Source organism: Thiohalophilus sp. (assembly GCF_046483665.1).
Classification (GTDB): Bacteria; Pseudomonadota; Gammaproteobacteria; order UBA6429; family Thiohalophilaceae; genus Thiohalophilus.
Window position 1 is genome coordinate 22,054 of sequence record NZ_JAWOCR010000015.1, and the last position, 20,411, is coordinate 42,464.

At 57.4% G+C, this 20,411-nt stretch carries 17 protein-coding genes; 9 read left to right on the forward strand and 8 right to left on the reverse strand.

Annotated elements, in window-relative coordinates:
- The first annotated feature begins 275 nt into the window (after positions 1-275).
- Positions 276-1,442 (forward strand): Fic family protein, encoded by a 1,167-nt coding sequence (locus R6U90_RS04145; RefSeq protein ID WP_410351405.1) that lies wholly within the window; start codon positions 276-278, stop codon positions 1,440-1,442.
- Positions 1,443-1,721: 279 nt separating this feature from the next.
- Here R6U90_RS04145 and R6U90_RS04150 read toward each other — a convergent pair whose 3' ends face one another.
- The 3 genes from R6U90_RS04150 to R6U90_RS04160 all read right to left on the reverse strand — a co-directional run bounded on the left by R6U90_RS04150 (position 1,722) and on the right by R6U90_RS04160 (position 5,639).
- Positions 1,722-3,680, reverse strand: coding sequence for a M48 family metallopeptidase (locus R6U90_RS04150; RefSeq protein WP_410351406.1), 1,959 nt, complete (start codon positions 3,678-3,680; stop codon positions 1,722-1,724).
- A 206-nt stretch (positions 3,681-3,886) separates the two neighbouring features.
- On the reverse strand, positions 3,887-4,483 hold the full coding sequence (locus R6U90_RS04155) for a LemA family protein (protein ID WP_410351407.1): 597 nt from the start codon (positions 4,481-4,483) through the stop codon (positions 3,887-3,889).
- Between the two features lie 220 nt (positions 4,484-4,703).
- Positions 4,704-5,639 carry a hydrogen peroxide-inducible genes activator gene (locus R6U90_RS04160; RefSeq protein WP_410351408.1) on the reverse strand — a complete coding sequence of 312 codons (936 nt, stop codon included), beginning with the start codon at positions 5,637-5,639 and terminating at the stop codon, positions 4,704-4,706.
- A gap of 119 nt (positions 5,640-5,758) precedes the next feature.
- Here R6U90_RS04160 and R6U90_RS04165 point away from each other — a divergent pair, with 119 nt between their 5' ends.
- Positions 5,759-6,487: a 2,3-bisphosphoglycerate-dependent phosphoglycerate mutase gene (locus tag R6U90_RS04165; RefSeq protein WP_410351409.1), complete on the forward strand. Its 729-nt coding sequence runs from the start codon at positions 5,759-5,761 to the stop codon at positions 6,485-6,487.
- Positions 6,488-6,651: 164 nt separating this feature from the next.
- On the opposite strand, the gene R6U90_RS04170 is transcribed toward R6U90_RS04165, so the two are convergent.
- Complete coding sequence (locus R6U90_RS04170; protein ID WP_410351410.1) at positions 6,652-7,458, reverse strand: phosphate/phosphite/phosphonate ABC transporter substrate-binding protein; 807 nt, start codon at positions 7,456-7,458, stop codon at positions 6,652-6,654.
- 466 nt (positions 7,459-7,924) lie between these two features.
- Here R6U90_RS04170 and R6U90_RS04175 point away from each other — a divergent pair, with 466 nt between their 5' ends.
- Both R6U90_RS04175 and R6U90_RS04180 read left to right on the forward strand, forming a co-directional pair.
- Positions 7,925-9,619, forward strand: coding sequence for a hypothetical protein (locus R6U90_RS04175; RefSeq protein WP_410351411.1), 1,695 nt, complete (start codon positions 7,925-7,927; stop codon positions 9,617-9,619).
- 192 nt (positions 9,620-9,811) lie between these two features.
- Positions 9,812-10,516, forward strand: coding sequence for an FkbM family methyltransferase (locus tag R6U90_RS04180; protein ID WP_410351412.1), 705 nt, complete (start codon positions 9,812-9,814; stop codon positions 10,514-10,516).
- Between the two features lie 64 nt (positions 10,517-10,580).
- On the opposite strand, the gene R6U90_RS04185 is transcribed toward R6U90_RS04180, so the two are convergent.
- The 4 genes from R6U90_RS04185 to R6U90_RS04200 form a co-directional block, all read right to left on the reverse strand.
- Complete coding sequence (locus R6U90_RS04185) at positions 10,581-12,407, reverse strand: thioredoxin domain-containing protein (RefSeq protein ID WP_410351413.1); 1,827 nt, start codon at positions 12,405-12,407, stop codon at positions 10,581-10,583.
- A 272-nt stretch (positions 12,408-12,679) separates the two neighbouring features.
- Positions 12,680-14,029 (reverse strand): sigma-54-dependent transcriptional regulator, encoded by a 1,350-nt coding sequence (locus R6U90_RS04190; protein ID WP_410351414.1) that lies wholly within the window; start codon positions 14,027-14,029, stop codon positions 12,680-12,682.
- Positions 14,022-15,992, reverse strand: coding sequence for a sensor histidine kinase (locus R6U90_RS04195; RefSeq protein WP_410351415.1), 1,971 nt, complete (start codon positions 15,990-15,992; stop codon positions 14,022-14,024). Before R6U90_RS04195 ends, R6U90_RS04190 begins: the two co-directional genes overlap by 8 nt.
- 172 nt (positions 15,993-16,164) lie before the next feature.
- Positions 16,165-16,815: a cation/multidrug efflux pump gene (locus R6U90_RS04200; RefSeq protein WP_410351416.1), complete on the reverse strand. Its 651-nt coding sequence runs from the start codon at positions 16,813-16,815 to the stop codon at positions 16,165-16,167.
- Positions 16,816-16,906: 91 nt separating this feature from the next.
- On the opposite strand from R6U90_RS04200, the gene lptM reads away from it, so the two are divergent.
- From lptM to dapF, 5 genes are all read left to right on the forward strand, one after another.
- Entirely contained in the window at positions 16,907-17,044 is a 138-nt protein-coding gene (gene lptM, locus R6U90_RS04205; protein ID WP_410351417.1) for an LPS translocon maturation chaperone LptM, read from the forward strand.
- A gap of 4 nt (positions 17,045-17,048) precedes the next feature.
- Entirely contained in the window at positions 17,049-18,296 is a 1,248-nt protein-coding gene (gene lysA / locus R6U90_RS04210; protein WP_410351418.1) for a diaminopimelate decarboxylase, read from the forward strand.
- Positions 18,297-18,302: 6 nt separating this feature from the next.
- The gene (locus R6U90_RS04215; RefSeq protein WP_410351430.1) at positions 18,303-18,974 is read left to right on the forward strand and encodes a class I SAM-dependent methyltransferase; all 672 of its coding nucleotides are present in this window, start codon (positions 18,303-18,305) and stop codon (positions 18,972-18,974) included.
- Positions 18,975-18,983: 9 nt separating this feature from the next.
- Positions 18,984-19,400: a CoA-binding protein gene (locus R6U90_RS04220; protein WP_410351419.1), complete on the forward strand. Its 417-nt coding sequence runs from the start codon at positions 18,984-18,986 to the stop codon at positions 19,398-19,400.
- 174 nt (positions 19,401-19,574) lie between these two features.
- Positions 19,575-20,411, forward strand: a complete 837-nt coding sequence (gene dapF / locus R6U90_RS04225) for a diaminopimelate epimerase (protein ID WP_410351420.1) — start codon at positions 19,575-19,577, stop codon at positions 20,409-20,411.

The following is a 20,411-nucleotide window of genomic DNA, read 5'->3' on the forward strand; positions in this document are numbered from 1 at the left end:
CCAGGGCTGTTTTTGATCCCCTCCCCCTGACCCCAGTCGCTCGCAAGCGGGCTTCCCAGCCCGCTCGCGACATTAGCACTTCCCTGTACGTCATCCATGAGAGAGGTAGATGGAAGCGCTGGGGAGATTGCCACGCTTTGCTCGTAATGACAGCCTTGCCCGGCTGCCTGCCTGGCGAGTCTTTCACTTGCTTTTCATGAGCCTCCCCACTATTTTAGGATAATGACTTTTCTTAAAATAAGCAGAAATCTTATTTTAACTTCGGAACCGGTCAGATGAAGCGGGAACTCCAGGGACATTACGTGCCGATCACGACCCCGGGCGAGCAGGCACAGGCGTTTGTGCCGGCGCCCTTGCCGCCAGACCCGCCCATTGAATGGGGGCCGGCCTTGCGCGGCAAGTTTGATCAGGCGCTTCTGGCATTGGGCCGGCTGGACAGCGTCTCCACCCTGCTGCCGGATACGGGCCTGTTTATCTATATGTACGTCCGCAAGGAAGCGGTCCTCTCCTCGATGATTGAGGGTACGCAATCTTCGCTCTCGGATCTGTTGTTGTTCGAACTGGATGAAGAACCGGGGGTGCCGCTGGACGATGTCCAGCAAGTCAGCAATTATGTTGCCGCGCTCGACCACGGCCTCAAGCGGCTGGCCGAAGGCTTTCCGATCTCGTTGCGGTTGTTCAGGGAGATCCATGAAATCCTGCTCAGCATGGGCCGGGGTAGTCACCACACGCCCGGGGACTTCCGGCGCAGTCAAAACTGGATCGGCGGCAGTCGACCGGGTAACGCGGTGTTTGTGCCGCCGCCACCTGACCAGGTGCTCGATTGCATGGGGGCGCTTGAACGCTTTTTACACGACGAGCCCGAAGCGACACCGGTGTTGCTCAAGGCCGCCCTGGCGCATGTGCAGTTTGAAACCATTCATCCGTTTCTCGATGGCAATGGCCGCCTCGGCCGGCTGTTGATAACCCTGTTGTTGTGTGAACAGAACGTCTTGCGCATGCCGATGCTTTACCTGAGCCTCTATTTCAAAACGCATCGGCAATATTACTATGACCTGTTGAACACGGTACGCCTGACCGGTGACTGGGGGGCCTGGCTGGATTTTTTCGCCGAGGCGATCATTGTCACCGCCACCCAGGCCGTGGACACCGCACAGCAACTGGTGGCGTTGTCCGCTGCCGATCGCGACAAGATCCAGCAACTCGGTCGTGCCGCAGCCTCGACTCTGACCGTACACAACGCGCTGATGGGACACCCGATCACCACTGCCGGATCGCTGGTGGAGAATACCGGCCTTACCCCTGCTACGGTCAACAAGTGTCTAAAACGGCTGACAAGCCTTGGTATTGTCCATGAACTTACCGCTCAAAAGCGCAACCGGGTTTACAGTTACGCCGGCTATATCGCGATCATGAACCAGGGCACGGAGCTGCCTGTCTAGCCCCTTGAATGATCTCGCCTTGCTGATCAATGGCGCCTGGTTTTCCGCTGGACGGAAGACGGCGCTTGAGCACGGCCAGGCAATTCGCAAGGCGGTGAAAACCCGGGCGGCCTGATTTTCGTACAACCACCAGGCCTTATTATTAGCTCTGAATTTCCTCCCGACCACTACAGTCAGTGTCCCCTCGGGCAGATGCGAAGACTGAGCACTGAGCACTGAGTTCTGAGCACTGAGCACTCAGAACTCAGAACTCAGAACTCAGTACTCAGTACTCAGTACTCAGTACTCAGTACTTTTAACTAACAATGGCATCGGGCTGTCCAGGCAGCTGGCGAGGGTGCGCAGCAGTTCCTGGGCGGGGACGGTGGTGTTGCCGTCGAACAGGATACAGACGGCGCAGGCCTTGAGCAGGCGGGGCTTGGCCAGGGGTTTGAGTTGTTCGAGGGTGTCGAGCGCGTTGTTGAGTGTGTTGAGATCGAGCGCGTCGCGTGGCAGGAGGGTGAGTTCGGTCATACCCGCTTCGGCCGCGCCGACATCGAAGGCCTGTGCGGCCTGTTGCGCGTCGGGGTATTCGGTATGCGCCACCAGCGAGAGTATCACCTGCAGTTGTTCTTTAACCTGTATCAATTTGCCGTATCTGGCCCTGGCGGGTTTGCGCAGGCCGAAGTGTTGATCGAGTTGTCGTATCACCAGCCGCTGCAGGATCCACTCCTTGAGATCGACGCGGCTGTCCGCAGCGATCAGGGCCTGCACCACCCCCCGAAAACGACGGTACTGCTCATCCGATAACCCTTCCAGTGCCGGCAGAGCCAGTTCGATCAACGGCAGGCGCACTGCTTCGGGCAGATCCCGGCGCTGCGGCGCGAGGGCCTGGCATACCTGGACTACCTGCGGATCGGCCTGTTGTTCCAGCAGACGTTGTTGTTCACGTTCCACTTCGGGACGGGGATCGAGTAACAGCACGTAGATCACCGCGCGGGCACCGAAGGGTTCGGCGGCGGCTTCGCGCAGTTCGCGCGGGATGCTATCGAGGATTGCCCGCGCGGCCTCGACCTGTTGCTCGTCGAAGTTACCGACCTGGTCCACCATCTTGCCGGCGCTGAGGACACCGGCGGCGACCACGGCGCCGACGATATCCAGTGACGGTTTGGGGGCTGCTTCGGGTGCTGCTTCGGAAGCTGGCTCAGTATCGGCGGCGGTGGATTGTTTAACCGGCGCGACGAATGCGCCGTCCCAGGCGGGATCCAGACGCTTGATCCGATCCGGCAACGGCGGGTGGGTGGAAAACAGCGACTGCATGAAGCCTTTAACCCCCCTGGCCAGGTAGGCATGGCTGTACTCGGGGGCGGCTGCGCTTTGCAGCAGTGAACCGTGCAGACCCCCGCCGATTTTTTTCAGTGCCCCGGCGATGCCCTGGTTGTTGCGGGTAAACTGCACGGCCGAGGCATCGGCCAGATATTCGCGCTGGCGACTGACCATGGCCTTGATCCACTGGCCGAAGAAGTGGCCCACGTAACCGATTACCAGCAGGCTGACCCCCAGACCGATGATCGCCACCACCAGTCCGCCGGCTTGCCGGTTACGTGAGGCGCGGACAAAGTATGAGGAGCGCAACAAAAAGTAGCCGATCAGCGCCAGCAACAAAATGCCGTGCAGCACGCCGATCAGGCGAATGTTCATGCGCATGTCGCCGTTGAAGATGTGACTGAACTCGTGGGCAATGACCCCCTGCAGCTCGTCCCGGTTCAGGGTTTCCATGGCACCGCGGGTGATGCCGATCACCGCGTTGTTGGGACTGGAGCCGGCGGCGAACGCGTTGATGCCTTCTTCTTCCAGCAGATAGACGCGGGGCACCGGCATACCGGCGGCAATGGCCATCTCTTCCACTACGTTGAGCAAACGGCGTTCGTCGGGATCGCGACTGTCGGGACTGAGCGCGCGTCCGCCGAGCATCTCGGCCACCTTGTGACCGCCACCGGAGAGCGACATTGTTTTATAGGCACTGCCGACAAATACCAGCGCGATGATCACCGCCGCCACGCCGAGGAAAACATCCCACTGAAACTGCTGCGCGAGCAGTTCAGGGGAGAGGGTGAATACCCCGGCCTGGTTATAGGCGAGGGCAGCCAGCACCAGCAGATTGGTCAGCAGGATCAGCCCGGCCACCGCCAGCATAAACAGTACAACCAGCCAGCCTGTCTGGCGCCGGGCCCGATCCTGTGCTGCAAAAAAGTCCATGGCCTATCTGAATGTTCCGAACGTCCGATCGCTTTGTGCAAAAGATTGCTTCGCTTTGCTCGGCTTTGGCGTCCTGCGTCGCTCTACCACCTGCGTCCATGCGGGCCTCGCAACGACCGGAAACAGGGGGGTCATTGCGAGGAACAACGTGACGAAGCAATCGCTGTGAGCCGGCATTCGAAACGCCTGCTTATCATAACGCCGGATCAAAACGAGACCTTCGGCGCCGCCTGGATGGCCGCGCTGTCCTCGAACTCCAGCTGGGCGGCGTCTTTGGCATGACCGAACAGCGCGGCAAACATCAGTTGCGGGAAGGACTGCTTGTAGGTGTTGTAGGCCATGACCGCATCGTTGAATGCCTGACGGGCGAAGGCGACCTTGTTCTCGGTGCTGGTCAGCTCCTCGGTAAGCTGCATCATGTTCTGGTTGGCCTTGAGATCGGGATAGGCCTCGACCACCACGTTGAACCGGCCCAGTGCCCCGGCCAGGTTACCCTCGGCCCGGCCCAGGTCGTTGATAGCTGACGGATCGCCGGGATCGTTATGCGCCCGGTCCAGTTGTTGCTCGGCATTGTTGCGTGCCTGGACCACGGCATCGAGGGTTTCGCGTTCGTGCTTGAGATAACCTTTGGCGGTTTCCACCAGGTTGGGGATCAGATCATGGCGGCGCTTGAGCTGCACCTCGATCTGCGCAAAGGCATTTTTAAGCCGGTTCTTGAGGGCCACCAGTTGATTGAAGATGGCGATGATGTACAGCACGAGCAGACCCAGCACTACCAGTGTAATGATTGTCGAGACATCCATTTTTATTCCCCCGCAGTTCTTCAGAGCATCATAGCCGGATATAGATACAGGGGCCAGTCAGTTGAGTGCTGAGTTCTGAGTTCTGAGTTCTGAGTTCTGAGTGGCGGGTTTATGGAGGACCGGTGGGAGGCGCTTGCAGCGGCGACTTCTCTGCCATTTTTCCGGTCGCGCTTGAAAAGCGCTCCTACAAAAACAGGTGCTAGCACCTGGCCCCTGGAAACTAGCCCTTGACGCCAACGGCGTCCAATGGCGTCACAGTGTTGGGCAGCTTTTCGAAGATGACGCGCGCGAGGGTATGCAGGGCTTCCCTGCGCGGAAAGCTGGCGCGATAGACCAGCGACACGCGGCGGTAGGCGTCGGGCAAATCGAGTTCGCGGGTAACGATGCCGCTGCCGGTGGTCCAGCTGCCGCGCATGGCCAGCGCCGGCACCAGGGTGGAGCCGAAGCCGGCGCCGACCAGTTGCAATAATGTCTCCAGGCTGGCGGCGCGCAGATCGGCCATTTCGCCACGCTCGCTGCGCTCCTTCAGGCGGCACACTTCCATCGCCTGTCTGGCCAGGCAGTGCCCCTCCGCCAGCAACAGCAGTTCGGTGTTTTCCAGATCCTCGCGAGTGATGGTCTCTTTATTATAAAAAGCGTGATCCCGCGGATGGGCCAGCCAGAACGGCTCGTCGAACAGGGGGATCGCTTCCAGCTCCGGCTCGTCCACCGGGGTAGCCAGCAGCGCGGCATCGATTTCGTGCTGTTGCAGGCGCCGGATTAACGTATCGGTCATCTCCTCGGAGAGGATCAGCTTGAGCTGCGGAAACTGCTGTTTGAGCGGGACCAGGATCAGCGGCATCAGATAGGGGCTGATAGTGGGTATCGCCCCGAGGCGCAGGGGCCCGGCCAGCGGGTCCTGATGGGCCCGGGCCAGCTGCTCGATGGCGTTCATCTGCTCCATCATCAGCCGGGCATGGCGCAGGATGTCCTCGCCGATGGGGGTCACCTCCACCGAGCGGTTGGTGCGCTCGAAGATCGCCACGCCCAGCTGCTCTTCGAGCTTTTTGATCTGCCCGCTCAGGGTTGGCTGGCTGACGAAACAGCGCTCGGCCGCCCGGCCGAAGTGACGGGTTTCGGCCACGGCAATAATGTACTGCAAGTCTCTGAGATTCATGAGTTTTTCAGATCATCTTTACGATAGGCATTACCGATAACTACAGTATAAACAAACGATTTTAAAAATAAAGCAACCGGGCGCATGTTATCCACATGAACCCGAGCAACGATAAAACCATGAATAACCTCCTCGACCGCATACCGGTGGTGCTGATACGCCATGCCCAGAGTCAGTGGAACCGGGAGAACCGCTTCACCGGCTGGGCCGATCCGCCGCTGACCGGGGCGGGTATCGCCGAGGCTCGTGTCGCTGGCACCCGCCTGCGCGAACAGGGCTTTGTCTTCGACGCGGCCTGTAGCTCACGCTTGCAGCGGGCGGTGACCACGCTGGATATCCTGCTCGAAGAGCTGGGCCAGGACGAGATTCCGCGCGAACAGGCCTGGCAGTTGAACGAACGCCACTACGGCGCGCTGCAGGGGCTGGACAAGGGCGAGGCCACGGCACGCCATGGTGAGGAACAGGTCTGGCGCTGGCGTCGGGGTTATCACGATCGCGCCGGCGCGCTGAGCCGTGAGGACGAACGTCACAGTTGCCATGATCCGCTCTGCCAGGATATCGACCCGGCCCACCTGCCCGACGTGGAGAACCTGGCCGAAACCCGCGAGCGGGTGATGCGCTACTGGAACGACGAAATCGTCCCGCGCATCTGTTGCGGCGAGCGCCTGCTGATCAGCGCCCACGGCAACACCCTGCGCGCGCTGATCATGGCGCTGTCGAACATGACCACCGAAGAGGTCGAACGCTTCGAGATTCCGACGGCCACGCCGATAGTTTATCACTTCGACCGCAACGCAACGCCGCTGGATTGGGATTATCTGAATGAGCAGAATAATCAGGCAGCTTGAATATAGTGCTGAGTTCTTAGTTCTTAGTTCTTAGTTCTTAGTTCTTAGTTCTTAGTTCTTAGTTCTTAGTTCTTAGCACTCAGCACTCATGAATATACTCCGCTTTTCCGGTTGGTTACTGCCAGCTAACCGGAAAGATAAGTAACCCGGACTCGTTCCGGTTATTACCAGCCGAAGATCACACCTTCAAGCAGGGTATTGTAATCCTCGAATTCCGTGTTATCGGTAGCGATAAAGCCTTTGGCTTTACCTGCAAAACGATTCAACGTGGGTTGTAACGCCTTTATTCCCGCTTCGGCAATCAGCGCCTGACGTAACTTGCTTCGCTCTTCAGCAGTTAAACGACTGCTCACCGAGATAGACTGATTGGGCATGGCCGGCGAGGTATAGACAACTTTCAGCCCCTTGCGATCGTCTTCGCCCATGGCATTTCGATAGTAGGCGGTACGAACCACAAACGCGTCGCACTGCCCCTGTTGAAAGGACTTGTAGACCGCTCCCATGCCGCCCTTGACTCCCCGTATTACCGGCTGGCGCACCGGGTTGCGAAAGTCCCCCAGGACACTCAGGGTGGAAAGGTTGGGCGGGGAAATCCCGCAGAACTTGCGACCGATCATATCATCCGGTTCACTTACCTGGTCATTGTCCGCCGCGGCCAGCAGGTGGAACTGTAATGAACCCGGTAACCTGACCAGCATTTCGTGATCGAGATGGGTCACCCGCCAGGAAGCGAAATGCGGGCCGTCGAAGACGATGTCGTAAACATCGTTGCGCATGTCATGTTGATAGCGCAACCAGGCCCCGGGGTGCTGGTAGCGCACCGGTCGGCCCAGAACATCGCTGATATAACGGGCCGTGATTTCATACTGTTTTATCCCGGCCTGTTCAGACTCCCGCGGCGGCGCCGTCATGATCAACGCATCGGCCAGCAACGGCTGTACGACAGAAAAACCAAGTGCCAGCAAAAGCATGCGAGCTCTCATGGTGCCCCCTTTAATTATTGGGGAAGCTCTGAATAAGCCTTTATTCGTCACCCCGGCGAAAGCCGGGGTCCAGAATTAATCGGCGAGGGACTGGATTCCAGCTTCCGCCGCAATGACTTGATCAGAGCTTCCTTATTGATAACACCGGGATTGATATTGCTAGCAAGAGTAAAAAGTCTGCCCCGGCACACAGAGCAAGACATTCCAGTCTTTATCTCTATGCAAACTTTGCACCGCTGTATATCTTCCCCTGAATATTCCCCCATGAAGAGCCTTAAATTCTCAAATCGACACGCCGGTCTCAAAATTTGTTCGGGCGGCGGTTCCCCCGCCACCATATTTTGATGTGCCTTTACTGCGCTCTGCAGTGCGGTTGTTTGCAGTTTGCACCGCACAATTTTCCTCAGCTGAGGTATACTCCCTGTCACTGGCTTGATTACCGGATACCGTGCAAGTGACTCTACCCGCTCTGGATATTCCCTCCCAGGACCTCTCTCGCCGGGCGCCCCCGCCCATGCGCATCAAGAAGCTGCGTGAGTGGCTACACAATCTGCCGACCGCCAATACCCGCAAAACCGTTCACCTGTTTATCCAGCAACTGGAGCAGCTCAATCAGACCGCCTGCCCGCCCGAGGATCGCCTGCAACTGATGGATACCCTGCGGCCGATCGCACGCCAACTTCTGGTGACTCTTGCGCGGCATCTGAAGCAGGCCGGTATCCCGCTGAGCCAGAAAAACCTGGAAACCTACAACGACCTGCATGCCCTGCTGGACGGCATGGCAGCAGGCTACAAAATCGTGGTCAGCGAACTGGTCCTGAGCAAGCCGGAGAAGGAACATCCGCGGCTACTGTTACGTGAAGCGATCTATCACAGCATCCAGTATCTGGGCCGGCGCCTGCTGACCTGCTATATGGTTTACGCCACCGAGGCGGAGCACGTATGGTATGAACTGCATCAGTTATATCGTTATGCCGAATCGCAGGGTTTTCAGGATCAGCCGGTCGATGATCCGGTTCCTGATTACAGCCTGCCTGTTGGCTATACTATTGACCTGGTCTACAAGCGCTCCCTGTTGCTGTCACTTGCCGAACCCTACCACCTGATGTCCGGTGAAGCGGATGATATTCATTATCTTGTTTCCGCCTGGACACCCTATTGCCATTTGTTGCCATTGGCCACTCCTTCGCCGGCCGGGGAGTTTGCCCTGGACTTTGAATCGGATCAGCCGCCGCGCTTTATCAGCGAGGAGATTCAGTGGCAGCCGAGGGACGGACGCCTCATCGAGATCGGCGAGGTTAAACAACGCCTTGAGTCGCATCTGCAGCGTATCCTCAAGACCGCCATGCATAACCTGGAAGAAGATCGCCACTCCAGGGTACTGCGCTATCAACGTGACATGTTGCTGCGGCTCTCGGATGCGTGGGAAGGAGCGCTCAAACGCCAGTCCACGCGCCATAGCCAGCCGGCCAACATTCGCATGGCAATGGGGTTAAATGCCGCGCATCATTATATTAATCAGCGTAACGCTTTTACGCCGGAGATGGATGAGTTCGTGATCAAGTATCGCGATGAAACCGACATCACGCGGGAGCTCATGGCAACGGCCTATGATACTGCCATGCAAAAAGACAGTTACCATACGCATGATTACAGCGCCAATCCCTGGTGGCAGCAGAACGCCAGCACTCATGGTGCGGCACTGGCCTGTACCCCCGAATCGGGCTGTTCCAACGTCAAAGTAGGTGAAGTCGTAGCCTGGTGCGACAATGAACATTGCCTGCACTGGCAACCGGGCGTGATTCGCTGGCTCAAAACCCGTCCGGCCGAGGGTATGGAACTGGGCATCATGCGCCTCGCCAACTCGGCGGTCGCGGTCGCGGTGAAGGGCTTGCAGGGTACCGGCGAGGGCACCGACTATTTCCGTGGTCTGCTGATTCCCAGGCAGGTCTCGGCACAGCAGCGACGCAGCCTGATCGTTCCGTCCTCGGTCTTTGATATCGACTCGGTACTGTCGATCAACATGAAACGCCGGCTGTTTTACGTACGCCTGAAAAAACTGCAGCTGTCGACCCACTCCTTTAACCAGTTCGAGTTCGATGTTATGGAACGGCCACCGGTGGATCCGTCTACATTATTTATTGCCTGAAGCATTGCAGCCTTATTTCAGCGCAGGCAAAAATCAGACAGTATAGTTCGATACTGTGATACGATCGGTTAGCGGGTCTCTGGACTTTCTCTTATATATCAAGCATCCAAATCGATCATGCAAAATGCCTGTCGACACTCTCCCTGCAACAATGACCCATTAACAAAACAACATCGTCCCCGAGCATACAACGTGTCACAAACACCACTATATAAGAACCTGTCCAGAAAAGGTTACTACCCCGAAAAAGTTGCCGAGGTTGGTGTTTATTTTCCCGAGAACTCGAATATTCGAAATTATATAGATGATGGTATACCTTCTTTATTAATAGAGCCGGATCCCCAGTCACTCGAGAAAATAAACAACCGATATTCCGGATATAAAAACGTTGAAGTATATCCTGTAGCCGTCGGTGACGAGAGCGGCAAACTCGAACTGGTAAAAGCAGGGGCTTCCACCTACGCCAGAAATCTTGAATTTACACCTGCTATCGTAAACGACGGCAGCATCAATAACACAAGCGAAATATTAGAGGTCAGGTGTGTTCGCTTTAATGAGATTGACCCAACAGATATAAATTTAATCAGCATCGATATCGAAGGGGGAGAATGGTATGTTATAAAACATATGCTAAGTCGTCCCGATGTTATCTCTATAGAGACACATGGCGGACTGTACTTTAACCCCTTTATGGTCGAAATAATTTCCTGGTTTAATCAGCACGGTTACAAATTATGGTACAGAGACGGAAGTGACTCTATCTACATAAAAAACAAATTGTTTAACCTGTCTTATCTGGACGAGATAAAAACATATTTATACGGGATATACCTGCGATACAAGTCAGCAAGAAAAACAGTGAAGCGTGCCATTCGCAGAAGCTTGCGCATGACATAGTCCTGCTTAACAGCTTATTTCACATTTACTTTTATTGAACCCAATTTAATTCCAGCCCTGCTCATCAATTGTGTTCCTGTTGCAACTGCAAAACCGGCGTTGCATGCCAGAAGGGGTTCTCGTGTATTTCCCCCCCGCCCTGCTCCAGTGCCAGCGTCAGTTGTTTGGCCAGTTGCGGATCGGGCCGTTGCCGGAGCAAGGTGCGCGTTGAGCGAATCAGGGCGGCCGAGGGCGAAGGCATGGGGCCGTCGGCCAGTACGGCCTGCCGGGCACCGTATTTGAGCAGCGGCTGTTGTTGTAACTGCCAGCCTGCCGGGCTGAAAAAGCGTTGCCAGGCCTGGCGGATCACCGCTTCGGCGATACTTAATGTGCGCGTATCGTTGAATGCCGTCGCGTAATCGAGCAGTCCCTGCGCCACATAGGCGTAATCCTCCAGCCCGACCTGTCCCAGCGATTGATCGCCGCCGCTGGCTCGCCCGAGTCGTTCGCCATCCCATAACTGATTGACCAGAAAATCGCGTAAAGCCTGCATTGACGCCCGCAGGGCCGGTTCCTGTTGCGCACCGCTAACAAAGGCCGACAAAGCCAGGCCGTTCCAGGCGGCGATTTGCTTGGTATCCCGGGGCAGACTGCGCTGGCGACGCTGTCCGAGCAGTTTATTGCGGGCACTGTCGAGTAACTGCTCGACCCGGGCGCGAGGCTGATTCAGCGTCTGCGCTACCGAATCCAGATCCTGACTGATATGCAGGTGATGACCGTGGTCCAGCTCCGGCGGGCCATTTATGCCCCAGTAGCGACTGGCTACCTCAAACTCGGCTTCGTTGAGTGATTGTTTCAGTTCATCTGTCTGCCATAAATAATAACCGCCCTCGACACCCTGACCGTCGAGTGCGGAAAAACTGGCGAGCAGGCCACCGTTGGCAAGCTGAAACTCCCGCTGCATGAACGCCAGGGTTTGCAATCCCACTTGCCGATAGGCCGGGTGATTCAGTACCTGCGCTGCTTGCAGGTAGATCGAGGCCAGCAGCGCATTGTCGTACAGCATTTTCTCAAAATGGGGGACCTGCCAGCCGGGGTCGATCACATAACGGAAAAAACCTCCTGACAGATGATCGCGTAATCCCTGCTCCGCCATCGCATCAAGGGTCAGATGCAGAAAGTCAGCCGGTATCGCCTCATTTCCCTCCTGATGCAGGCGCAACAATGTCGCCAGCTGCGGCACAGAGGGAAACTTGTTCTGATCCCCGAAGCCGCCCTGCAACTCATCCGCCCGCTCCAGGCTCACGTTCACAAAGCGTTCGCGCAGTGCGTCCGGTTGCGGCGTGCCGTCGACCGGGGTGCGGTGCTGTAATTCTTTGCTGGTCGATTCGGCCAGCTCCCGCAGACCCGGGGCATCGTTATGCCATTCGCTTCGAATCCGCTCGAGAATACGCAGAAAATCCTCCGGCGGCTGATAGACCATCCCGACCAGTGGATAACCTTCCGGTGTGACAAAGACATTCAACGGCCAGCCGGCATGGCCCCGGGTACGCTCGACAAAGTCGATCAGCCGATCGTCCAGCGCCGGATTCAGTTCGCGGTCGACTTTTACCGGGATAAAGTGTTCATTAAGCAAGGCCGCAATCCGATCGTTTTGATAACTCTCGCGCTGCATCACGTGACACCAGTGACAGGAAAAATAGCCACTGGAAACATACAACAACTTGTTCTGTTGCCTCGCCTTCGCCACGGCGTCACGGTTCCACTGCTGCCAGTGCACCGGATCATCGCCGTGCATGGCCAGGTAGGCCGAACCATGATCCACCAGCTGATTGCGCAGCTCCTCAGCAGTAGCCCCTGCCGGCAACAGCAGTAAACTGAAGCAATAAAACCATTTGGAAATAAATGACATAACCGCGAATATCCACCAAAGCCCGTAACTGGGACAGTGCAGGTGAGAAAAAATTCAGTAGTGTAGTGCCTGAGATGCCCCTGTCCTCTTATTAACTGCTCTTGAATTTAACGCAAAGAACGCAAAGACGCTGAGTTCGCCAAGTAATAATTATGTGTGTCGACAGAAATATTGCCAGGCCATACAATTTTATTAAATCACTCCTCCGCGTTGTTTGCATCTTTGCGTTCTTCGCGTTTGTTCCAGAGTAATTGAGAAATACCCCGGCGTAGTTATTCGCTACCTGTTGCATCCTTGTAACTTTGCAGTTTGCGCCACAGGGTGGATTTGTTGATACCGAGGGTTTCAGCGGTTTTTTCGCGGCTGCCGTTGAAACGGTCCAGGGTTTTGTAAATGTAACGCCGCTCCAGCTCCGCCAGGGTGGGCAGGTCGCTGTCGATGCCGCCGCCGCTGCGAATGCTGCTGATCTCTTCCAGATGCAGGGTAGGCGCATCGGCCAGGGCGATAGTACGCTCGATCAGGTTCTGCAGTTCACGTACGTTGCCGGGCCAGTCGTGCTCTATGAGCTTTTGCAGTGAGGGCTGATCGAAACCGGTTACATTGCGCTGATACAGTTTGGCATAGTGATCAATAAAGTATTGCACCAGCAGGGGGATGTCGTCGCGTCGCTCGCGTAGCGCCGGCATGCTGAATTTAACGACATTCAGGCGATGATAGAGATCATGGCGGAACCTGCCCTCGCTGACCAGCTCCTCGATTTTCTGGTTGGTGGCTACGATAAATCGCACGTCAATGGGTGTGGGCTGAATCCCGCCGACCCGGGTGATCTGCTGCTCCTGGATGGCCCGCATCAATTTGATCTGCATGGCATCGGAGATGTTGCCGATCTCGTCGAGGAAAATGGTGCCCTCGGTGGCCATTTCCAGCAAACCACGCTTGCTCTGGTGTGCGCCGGTGAAGGCCCCTTTCTCATGCCCGAACAGTTCGTTTTCCAGCAGGGTATCGGTCAAAGCGCCGCAATCGATGACCACGAACGGTTTGTCGGCGTATTCGCTCTGATAATGAATGGCGCGGGCTGCCAGTTCCTTGCCGGTACCCGATTCGCCCTCGATGATCACGTTACAGCGGATATCGGCAATCTTGCTGATGATCTTGTAAATTTCCAGCATCGGCCCGGCATGGCCGACCATGCCAAAACGATTGCGTTCGTCACTGAGCTGCCGTTTGAGCAGCAGATTTTCCTGGCGCAGGGCATCGAGCTTGAGATTGCGTTCGATGAGCATCTGCAGCTCGTCCATGTCATACGGCTTTTTGATGAAATCGGTGGCGCCCAGACGCATTGCTTCGATGGCACTGTCGACATTGGCATAGCCGGTAATAATAATGAACGGAATGCCGTGGTCTTCGTCTCGCACGGCCTGCAGCAGCTCGGTGCCGCTCATATGGGGCATACGCAGATCACTGACAATCAGTTCGACCGGGTGATGTTTGAAATATTCTAGAGCCTCCAGCGGATCCTGGAAAACCTGGCAATCGAATGGCGCCTCTTCGCTGAAGCGGGTCATCAGCTCCCCGGTCTTGGGGTCATCATCCACAAACAGTATCAGTGGCGTGTTATCCATGAGCATTCGGTTTCTGGTTGACGGTTACGGCCCGCAGCGGCACGACCACCGTGGCAGTGACGCCGGTTTGCGGGTTGTTGTCTATATGCAGACTGCCATTATGATATTCGATAACCCCCAGACTGATCGACAGGCCCAGCCCGCTACCTTCTCCCTCGGGTTTGGTACTGAAGAAGGGATCGAAAATGTTATCCAGCTTTCCGGAGGCAATCCCCTCGCCCTCATCACAAATGGTCAGTTGCAATTGCTGTTTCTCGGCCTGGCAGTGGATTGTCACCTTTGCGTCCGCCGGGCTGGCCTGGATGGCGTTCAGTAACAGATTAATCAGAGCCTGCTGCAACTGGCTGCGATCCCCTTCGAGCTCACCGTCGTAGTCACACTCCAGCTGCAGCTCGACATGTTTGCTTTTGGCCGCCTGGCGTACCAGCGCCAGGGTATTTTCCAGCCAGGGCCGGACCTCGAAATGACTGTATTGCGGCGGTACCTGGCGGGCAAAGTTGAGAATCCCCCGCACAATATCCGAGGCGCGCAGCGCCTCGTCACGCAATGCATTCAGATCATCCAGTAAACGTTGACGGGTTTGCGCATCTCCGTATTCCGTTTTTTCCAGTGTGCGTTGTAACAGCTTGGCATAGGAGAGCACATTATTGAGCGGATTGTTAATCTCATGTCCGATCCCGGCCGCCATCTGGCCAATACTGGCCAGTTTGTTGCTCTGCAACATCATATGCTCGGCGCGGTCCCGTTGCTCGCGGGCTGTATCGAGGGTATCGGCCAGATAATTGAAGGCTTGAGCCAGTGCACCGATTTCATCGATGGCCTGTTTCTCCTCTGCCCGCTGGGCATGATCCCCATTGGCATAAGCCTTGAGCCGCCCGGCCAGACGACAGATCGGTCGTGCCACCTTGCGGACACCAATGTCGGTCAGTAACAGCGTGATCACCAGCGCGGCCACCCCCAGCAGGGCGATGGCAATACGAATCACCGCATAGGGCGAGGTGATTACATCCGAATTGATATGCGAGGTCAGCACCCAGCTGATCAGGCGATCGCGATAGGGGTTGAGCTCGACATAATAATTATGAAAACCCCCTTCCTTACTCAGATACAGGCCACTGGTACTGTCCACTACCTCGCTCAGCACCTGATCGCTGTACTTGTCGGCGACATGGACGCTATCCGAACGGATCTGGGAAAACCGGATATCGCTGCCCTTGTCATACAGAATCCGTCCATGATGTTTCTGCCGTTCAGGGTTGTTTTCCACCACAAACAGGTCCCCCCGGTACAGACGCGAGGCGTTATCCAGTATCCGATCCAGATTGCGCCCGCCCAGGGTGACCGTCAGCGCGCCCACCCACTGTTCGCCAGTATAAAGCGGTACGACATAATCGAGCAGGGGGAAGGTCTGATCCAGCGTTTCATTGAACTGGTTGTGCGGCAGTTCCAGGGCATGGGCCTGGTTCGGGACCAGCTCGCGCAGACGTTGCACGAACGTATCGGAATTGATCTCCTGTTCCACGTAGGCTAACCCGGAGAGGCTTTCATAGGTTTGCATGCTACGCGTGTTGTGACTGACCTTGACCAGGGTGTTGCCGTTGACATCCAGCAATCGCAGATAGAAGGTGCCGGGCAGGATGGTCTGAAAGCCTTCGAAATAGTGATTGAGCCGCGAACGCAACAGTCGGCTTTGCGGCGGGATACGCCCCGAGGCCTGTCCGGCCAGGACCGGCAGAAATTCCTGTACCGCCGGGGCGCGGGACATACCCAGTGCCAGTTCCTGATTGTCCTGCAGGTGACGCTCGAGTTCGCTGGCAACACTTTCCAGGCTGGTCAGCACATCCCGCGAGACAACCTGCTGATAGGCATTCTGGCTGTAATACGTGGCGCCCAGCATCAACCCGGTCAGCGGCACGACCGTGGCGAAGAACACCCAGATGAAGATGTTGGTTCTGATACGCAACGTTTCGCTTCCTGTTCGTCAGCCGGCTCGACAAAATCTCACCACCAAGACACGAAGACACCAGGAGGAATAAAGTGGTAAATCGGGACTTCCAGGAATCCAAATAACGAATTCTTTGTGTCTTTGTGTCCTGGTGGTAATGCTTTTATGAACTGTGCATTAACGCACCTATTCAGCGCCAGCGTCGCACGGCTTCTTCGGCGGCTTCGTTATCGGGGCGGGCGATCAGGCCACTGGTGGTCAGACTCAGGGCGTATTCGGCGCGATCGACCATGGGCAGATAGGTGGCGCTGCCGTACACCGCGTCGACCCAGGGCAACCAGCCCTGGTGCTCGCGCGCCAGTTGCCAGATATCCACCCCGCGAGACTCATGCAGACTGTAGACCGTGCGCGGCGACTGGCGTTCCTCCTGCAGATTCCGGTAACGGCCGGTGATGCGATCCAGCTGATAGGCCGTTTCCATCCCCAGCAAGGTGGCCAGACCGCTCCACTTGAGTACCCGGGCGTCCACCTGCCATTCGTCGCCGCGCAGCTCGAAACTCTGGGCCATCTGATCCGGATGAATGACATAGACCTGAAACCGTTGTGGACCGCGTTCCTCGAAACGCAGCCAGGCCACCGGCTGCTCCCGGGTCAATTGCTGATAGCCGTACAGGTTGAGGGCCACAGACCAGCTCAGGATCGCACCGCCGATCAGGACCAGTCCGCCCAGGCTTTGCAGTGCCCCGCGCAGGGGCTTGCGCCTGAATATCCGGGCGATACCACTTAGCAGCAGCACGCCCCCCAGCAGGGAAATCAGCAAGATGATCAGCTTGGTCAGCATGGGCATTACCGGTTTTGAATGGACGCGGACTCTGACATCCGCGTAACCTTCCGCGTATAATGCCACAAACCTTCGAGTAATGAGTCCGCCCATGCGCTTCTGCTGGCCACAAATCCTGTTTATCCTTCTGGTTATTTTCCTGGGCGTCGGGAGCATGCTATCTGGCTGCGGTAAAAAGGGCCCGCTGTACCTGCCCGATCAGAACGAACAAACCCGACAGGCATCCTGACTCCATGGATCACTTCACTTATCACGACGGCGAACTGTACGCCGAACAGGTGCCGCTGGCGGCCATTGCCGAACAGTATGGCACGCCCTGTTATATCTATTCCCGTGCCACGCTGGAGCGCCACTGGCATGCCTTCGATCAGGCCCTGGGCGATCACCCGCACCTGATCTGTTATGCGGTCAAGGCTAATGCCAACCTGGCGGTGCTCAACCTGTTCGCCCGCCTCGGCTCCGGTTTCGATATCGTCTCCCGGGGTGAGCTGGAACGGGTGCTGGCTGCCGGCGGCGACCCGGCCAGAGTGGTCTTCTCGGGCGTGGGCAAGCGCGCCGATGAAATGCGCCGCGCGCTGGAAGTGGGTATTCACTGTTTTAACGTGGAGTCCGAATCGGAACTGCAGCGTCTCAACCGGATAGCCGGCGAGCTGAATGTCAGCGCCCCCGTCTCCTTGCGGGTTAACCCGGATGTGGACGCCAAAACCCACCCCTATATCTCCACCGGACTGAAGGAAAACAAATTCGGCATCGGCATCGAGCAGGCCCGGGCGGTCTATGCACGGGCGGCCGATCTGGCACATATCAACATCGTGGGAATCGACTGTCACATCGGTTCGCAGTTGACCGAGACCGCGCCCTTTCTGGATGCGTTGCAGCGGGTGCTGGCGCTGGTAGATGAACTCGCGCAGGATGGAATCCCGATCGAGCATCTGGACCTGGGCGGCGGCCTGGGGATCCGTTATCACGATGAGAACCCGCCCGCGCCCGGTGATTATGCCGCCGCCCTGCGCGAGCTGCTGGCCGATCGGCCACAGACTATCCTGCTCGAACCCGGTCGCGCGATTGCCGGCAATGCCGGCGTGCTGATGACCCGGATCGAATACCTCAAGCAGACGCCGGACAAGAACTTCGCCATTGTCGATGCGGCGATGAACGATCTCATGCGTCCGGCGCTGTATAACGCCTGGCAGGAAATTATCCCCGTCAAAACAGAAACCCATGGCGATCCCGTCTATTACGATGTGGTCGGCCCGGTCTGCGAGACTGGCGATTTTCTCGGCAAGGACCGCGCGCTGTCGGTGTCCGAAGGCGATCTGCTGGCAGTTCGCTCCTGTGGCGCCTATGGTTTTTCCATGAGTTCCAACTACAACACCCGTCCGCGCGCCGCCGAGATTATGGTCGATGGCGAACAGATCCACGTGGCACGCGAACGGGAAACCCTGTCCGAACTGTTTGCCGGAGAATCGGTGCTACCCTGAAATATGATGATGCAACGCATTCCCGAACCGGAACTGATGGACGAGGCGGAACAGGCCCGCGCCTATGCCCGGGCCGACTTCGATGCGCCACACCGGTTTTTCATCGACTGTTTTCAGCAGCGTTTTACCAACAAGCATCTGCATGGCAACGTGTTGGACCTGGGGTGCGGACCGGCCGATATCAGCGTGCGCTTCGCCCGCGCCTACCCGCACTGCCATATCGACGGGATCGACGGCGCCGAAGCGATGCTGGCCGAAGGCCGCGAACGACTGGCCCGGGAACAACTCACTGAGCGCATCCACCTGTACCGGGTCAATCTGCCACGCGACACGATTCCCCTGCCCGCCTACGATGTCATTATCAGTAACAGCCTGCTGCATCACCTGCACGATCCGCAGGTACTCTGGCAGGCCGTCAAACAGCACGGGCGCCCTGGCACGCCGGTGTTTATCATGGACCTGCAACGCCCGGACACTCCCCAACAGGCTCGCGAGCTGATGCAACACTACGCCGCCGATGAACCGCCGATCCTGCAACGCGATTTTTATCACTCGCTGTGCGCCGCCTTTACGCCGGACGAAGTGCGCCAGCAGTTACACCGGGTCGGACTGGATTATCTGGAGGTCAAAAGCGTCAGCGACCGGCATCTGGTCGTGCAGGGCCACCTGGGCGAGTAGCTTTTCGTTATGACCTTTACGAACCCCCGCCCGGAAGACATCCGCAACCTGCTCGATACGATCCGTCATATCGCGGTGGTCGGTCTCTCCCCCAAACCGGCCCGTCCCAGCCACCAGGTAGCCAGTGCCCTGCAACAGTTCGGCTATCATATTATTCCGGTACGCCCGGCAGTGGACGAGGTGCTGGGTGAACCGGCTTACGCGAATCTCGCCGACGTGCCGGACCCTGTCGATCTGGTGAACGTGTTCCGCGCTCCGGATCAAATCGCACCGATCATCGACGTCTGTATCGAACGCCATCTGCCGGCCATCTGGCTGCAGGATGGCGTGATTAACGAGGCCGAGGCCCGGCGCGCCAGCGATGCCGGTCTCACCGTGATCATGGACCGCTGCATCTACCGTGATTACATGAACCTGATGCGCTAAACCCCGGCCAAACTCTGTCATTTTAGTTACAATAACGATTAAGTCTGGATAGACATTATAAAGCTGCAAGGCAAAAGACACGGTTCACACCAAAGGGCTACATTAATATTACTTTGCGTCCTCTGCGTCTTTGCGCCTCTGCGTTGATATCTTTTAAACCCTGATGGAAGACTGATGTCACTTCGCTTCACCAAGATGCACGGCCTGGGCAACGACTTCGTGGTGATTGACGCCATCAATCAGGAGGTCGTGCTGGATCGTGAACAGATCCGCCAGCTGGCCGATCGCCGCTTTGGCATCGGTTGCGATCAGCTGTTGCTGGTGGAGCCGCCGCGCGAGCCGGGAGTGGATTTTACCTACCGGATATTCAATGCCGATGGCGGCGAGGTGGAGCAGTGCGGCAATGGCGCGCGCTGTTTTGCCCGCTTCGTACGCGACAAGGGGCTGATCGACCGTGATACTATCAGGGTTGCCACCGCCGCCGGGCAGCTGACCCTGCAGATCGAGACCGACGGCCAGGTGACAGTCAATATGGGCCTGCCGCACTTCGCGCCGTCCGAGATCCCCTTTGAGGCGGATGCCGAGGCCACGCTTTATGATCTGGTGATTAACGGGGAAAAGGTGCACCTCGGCGCCGTCGCGCTGGGCAACCCCCACGCCGTGCTGGAAGTAGATGATATCGACAGCGCCCCGGTGGCGCGGCTCGGACCGCTGATCGAAGCCCATCCGCGTTTCCCCCGGCGGGTCAACGCCGGCTTCATGCAGGTGATCGACCCGGGCCATATTCGCCTGCGGGTTTACGAGCGCGGTGCCGGCGAGACGCTGGCCTGTGGCAGCGGCGCCTGCGCGGCGGTGGTTGTAGGTCGCCAACAGGGCCGGGTTGGTGATATGGTTGAAGTGGCTTTGCCGGGCGGGAGCCTGCTGATCCGCTGGCCGGGAGCAGACTCGCCGGTGATGATGACCGGTCCGGCCACAACGGTATTTGAAGGTCATATCGAGGCACGAGGATAA

Coding starts and splice junctions, on each gene's coding strand:
- R6U90_RS04145 (WP_410351405.1), top strand. CDS start 276: ATGAAGCGGGAACTCCAGGGACATTACGTGCCGATCACGACCCCGGGC.
- R6U90_RS04150 (WP_410351406.1), bottom strand. CDS start 3,680: ATGGACTTTTTTGCAGCACAGGATCGGGCCCGGCGCCAGACAGGCTGG.
- R6U90_RS04155 (WP_410351407.1), bottom strand. CDS start 4,483: ATGGATGTCTCGACAATCATTACACTGGTAGTGCTGGGTCTGCTCGTG.
- R6U90_RS04160 (WP_410351408.1), bottom strand. CDS start 5,639: ATGAATCTCAGAGACTTGCAGTACATTATTGCCGTGGCCGAAACCCGT.
- R6U90_RS04165 (WP_410351409.1), top strand. CDS start 5,759: ATGAATAACCTCCTCGACCGCATACCGGTGGTGCTGATACGCCATGCC.
- R6U90_RS04170 (WP_410351410.1), bottom strand. CDS start 7,458: ATGCTTTTGCTGGCACTTGGTTTTTCTGTCGTACAGCCGTTGCTGGCC.
- R6U90_RS04185 (WP_410351413.1), bottom strand. CDS start 12,407: ATGTCATTTATTTCCAAATGGTTTTATTGCTTCAGTTTACTGCTGTTG.
- R6U90_RS04190 (WP_410351414.1), bottom strand. CDS start 14,029: ATGGATAACACGCCACTGATACTGTTTGTGGATGATGACCCCAAGACC.
- R6U90_RS04200 (WP_410351416.1), bottom strand. CDS start 16,815: ATGCTGACCAAGCTGATCATCTTGCTGATTTCCCTGCTGGGGGGCGTG.
- lptM (WP_410351417.1), top strand. CDS start 16,907: ATGCGCTTCTGCTGGCCACAAATCCTGTTTATCCTTCTGGTTATTTTC.
- lysA (WP_410351418.1), top strand. CDS start 17,049: ATGGATCACTTCACTTATCACGACGGCGAACTGTACGCCGAACAGGTG.
- R6U90_RS04215 (WP_410351430.1), top strand. CDS start 18,303: ATGATGCAACGCATTCCCGAACCGGAACTGATGGACGAGGCGGAACAG.
- R6U90_RS04220 (WP_410351419.1), top strand. CDS start 18,984: ATGACCTTTACGAACCCCCGCCCGGAAGACATCCGCAACCTGCTCGAT.
- dapF (WP_410351420.1), top strand. CDS start 19,575: ATGTCACTTCGCTTCACCAAGATGCACGGCCTGGGCAACGACTTCGTG.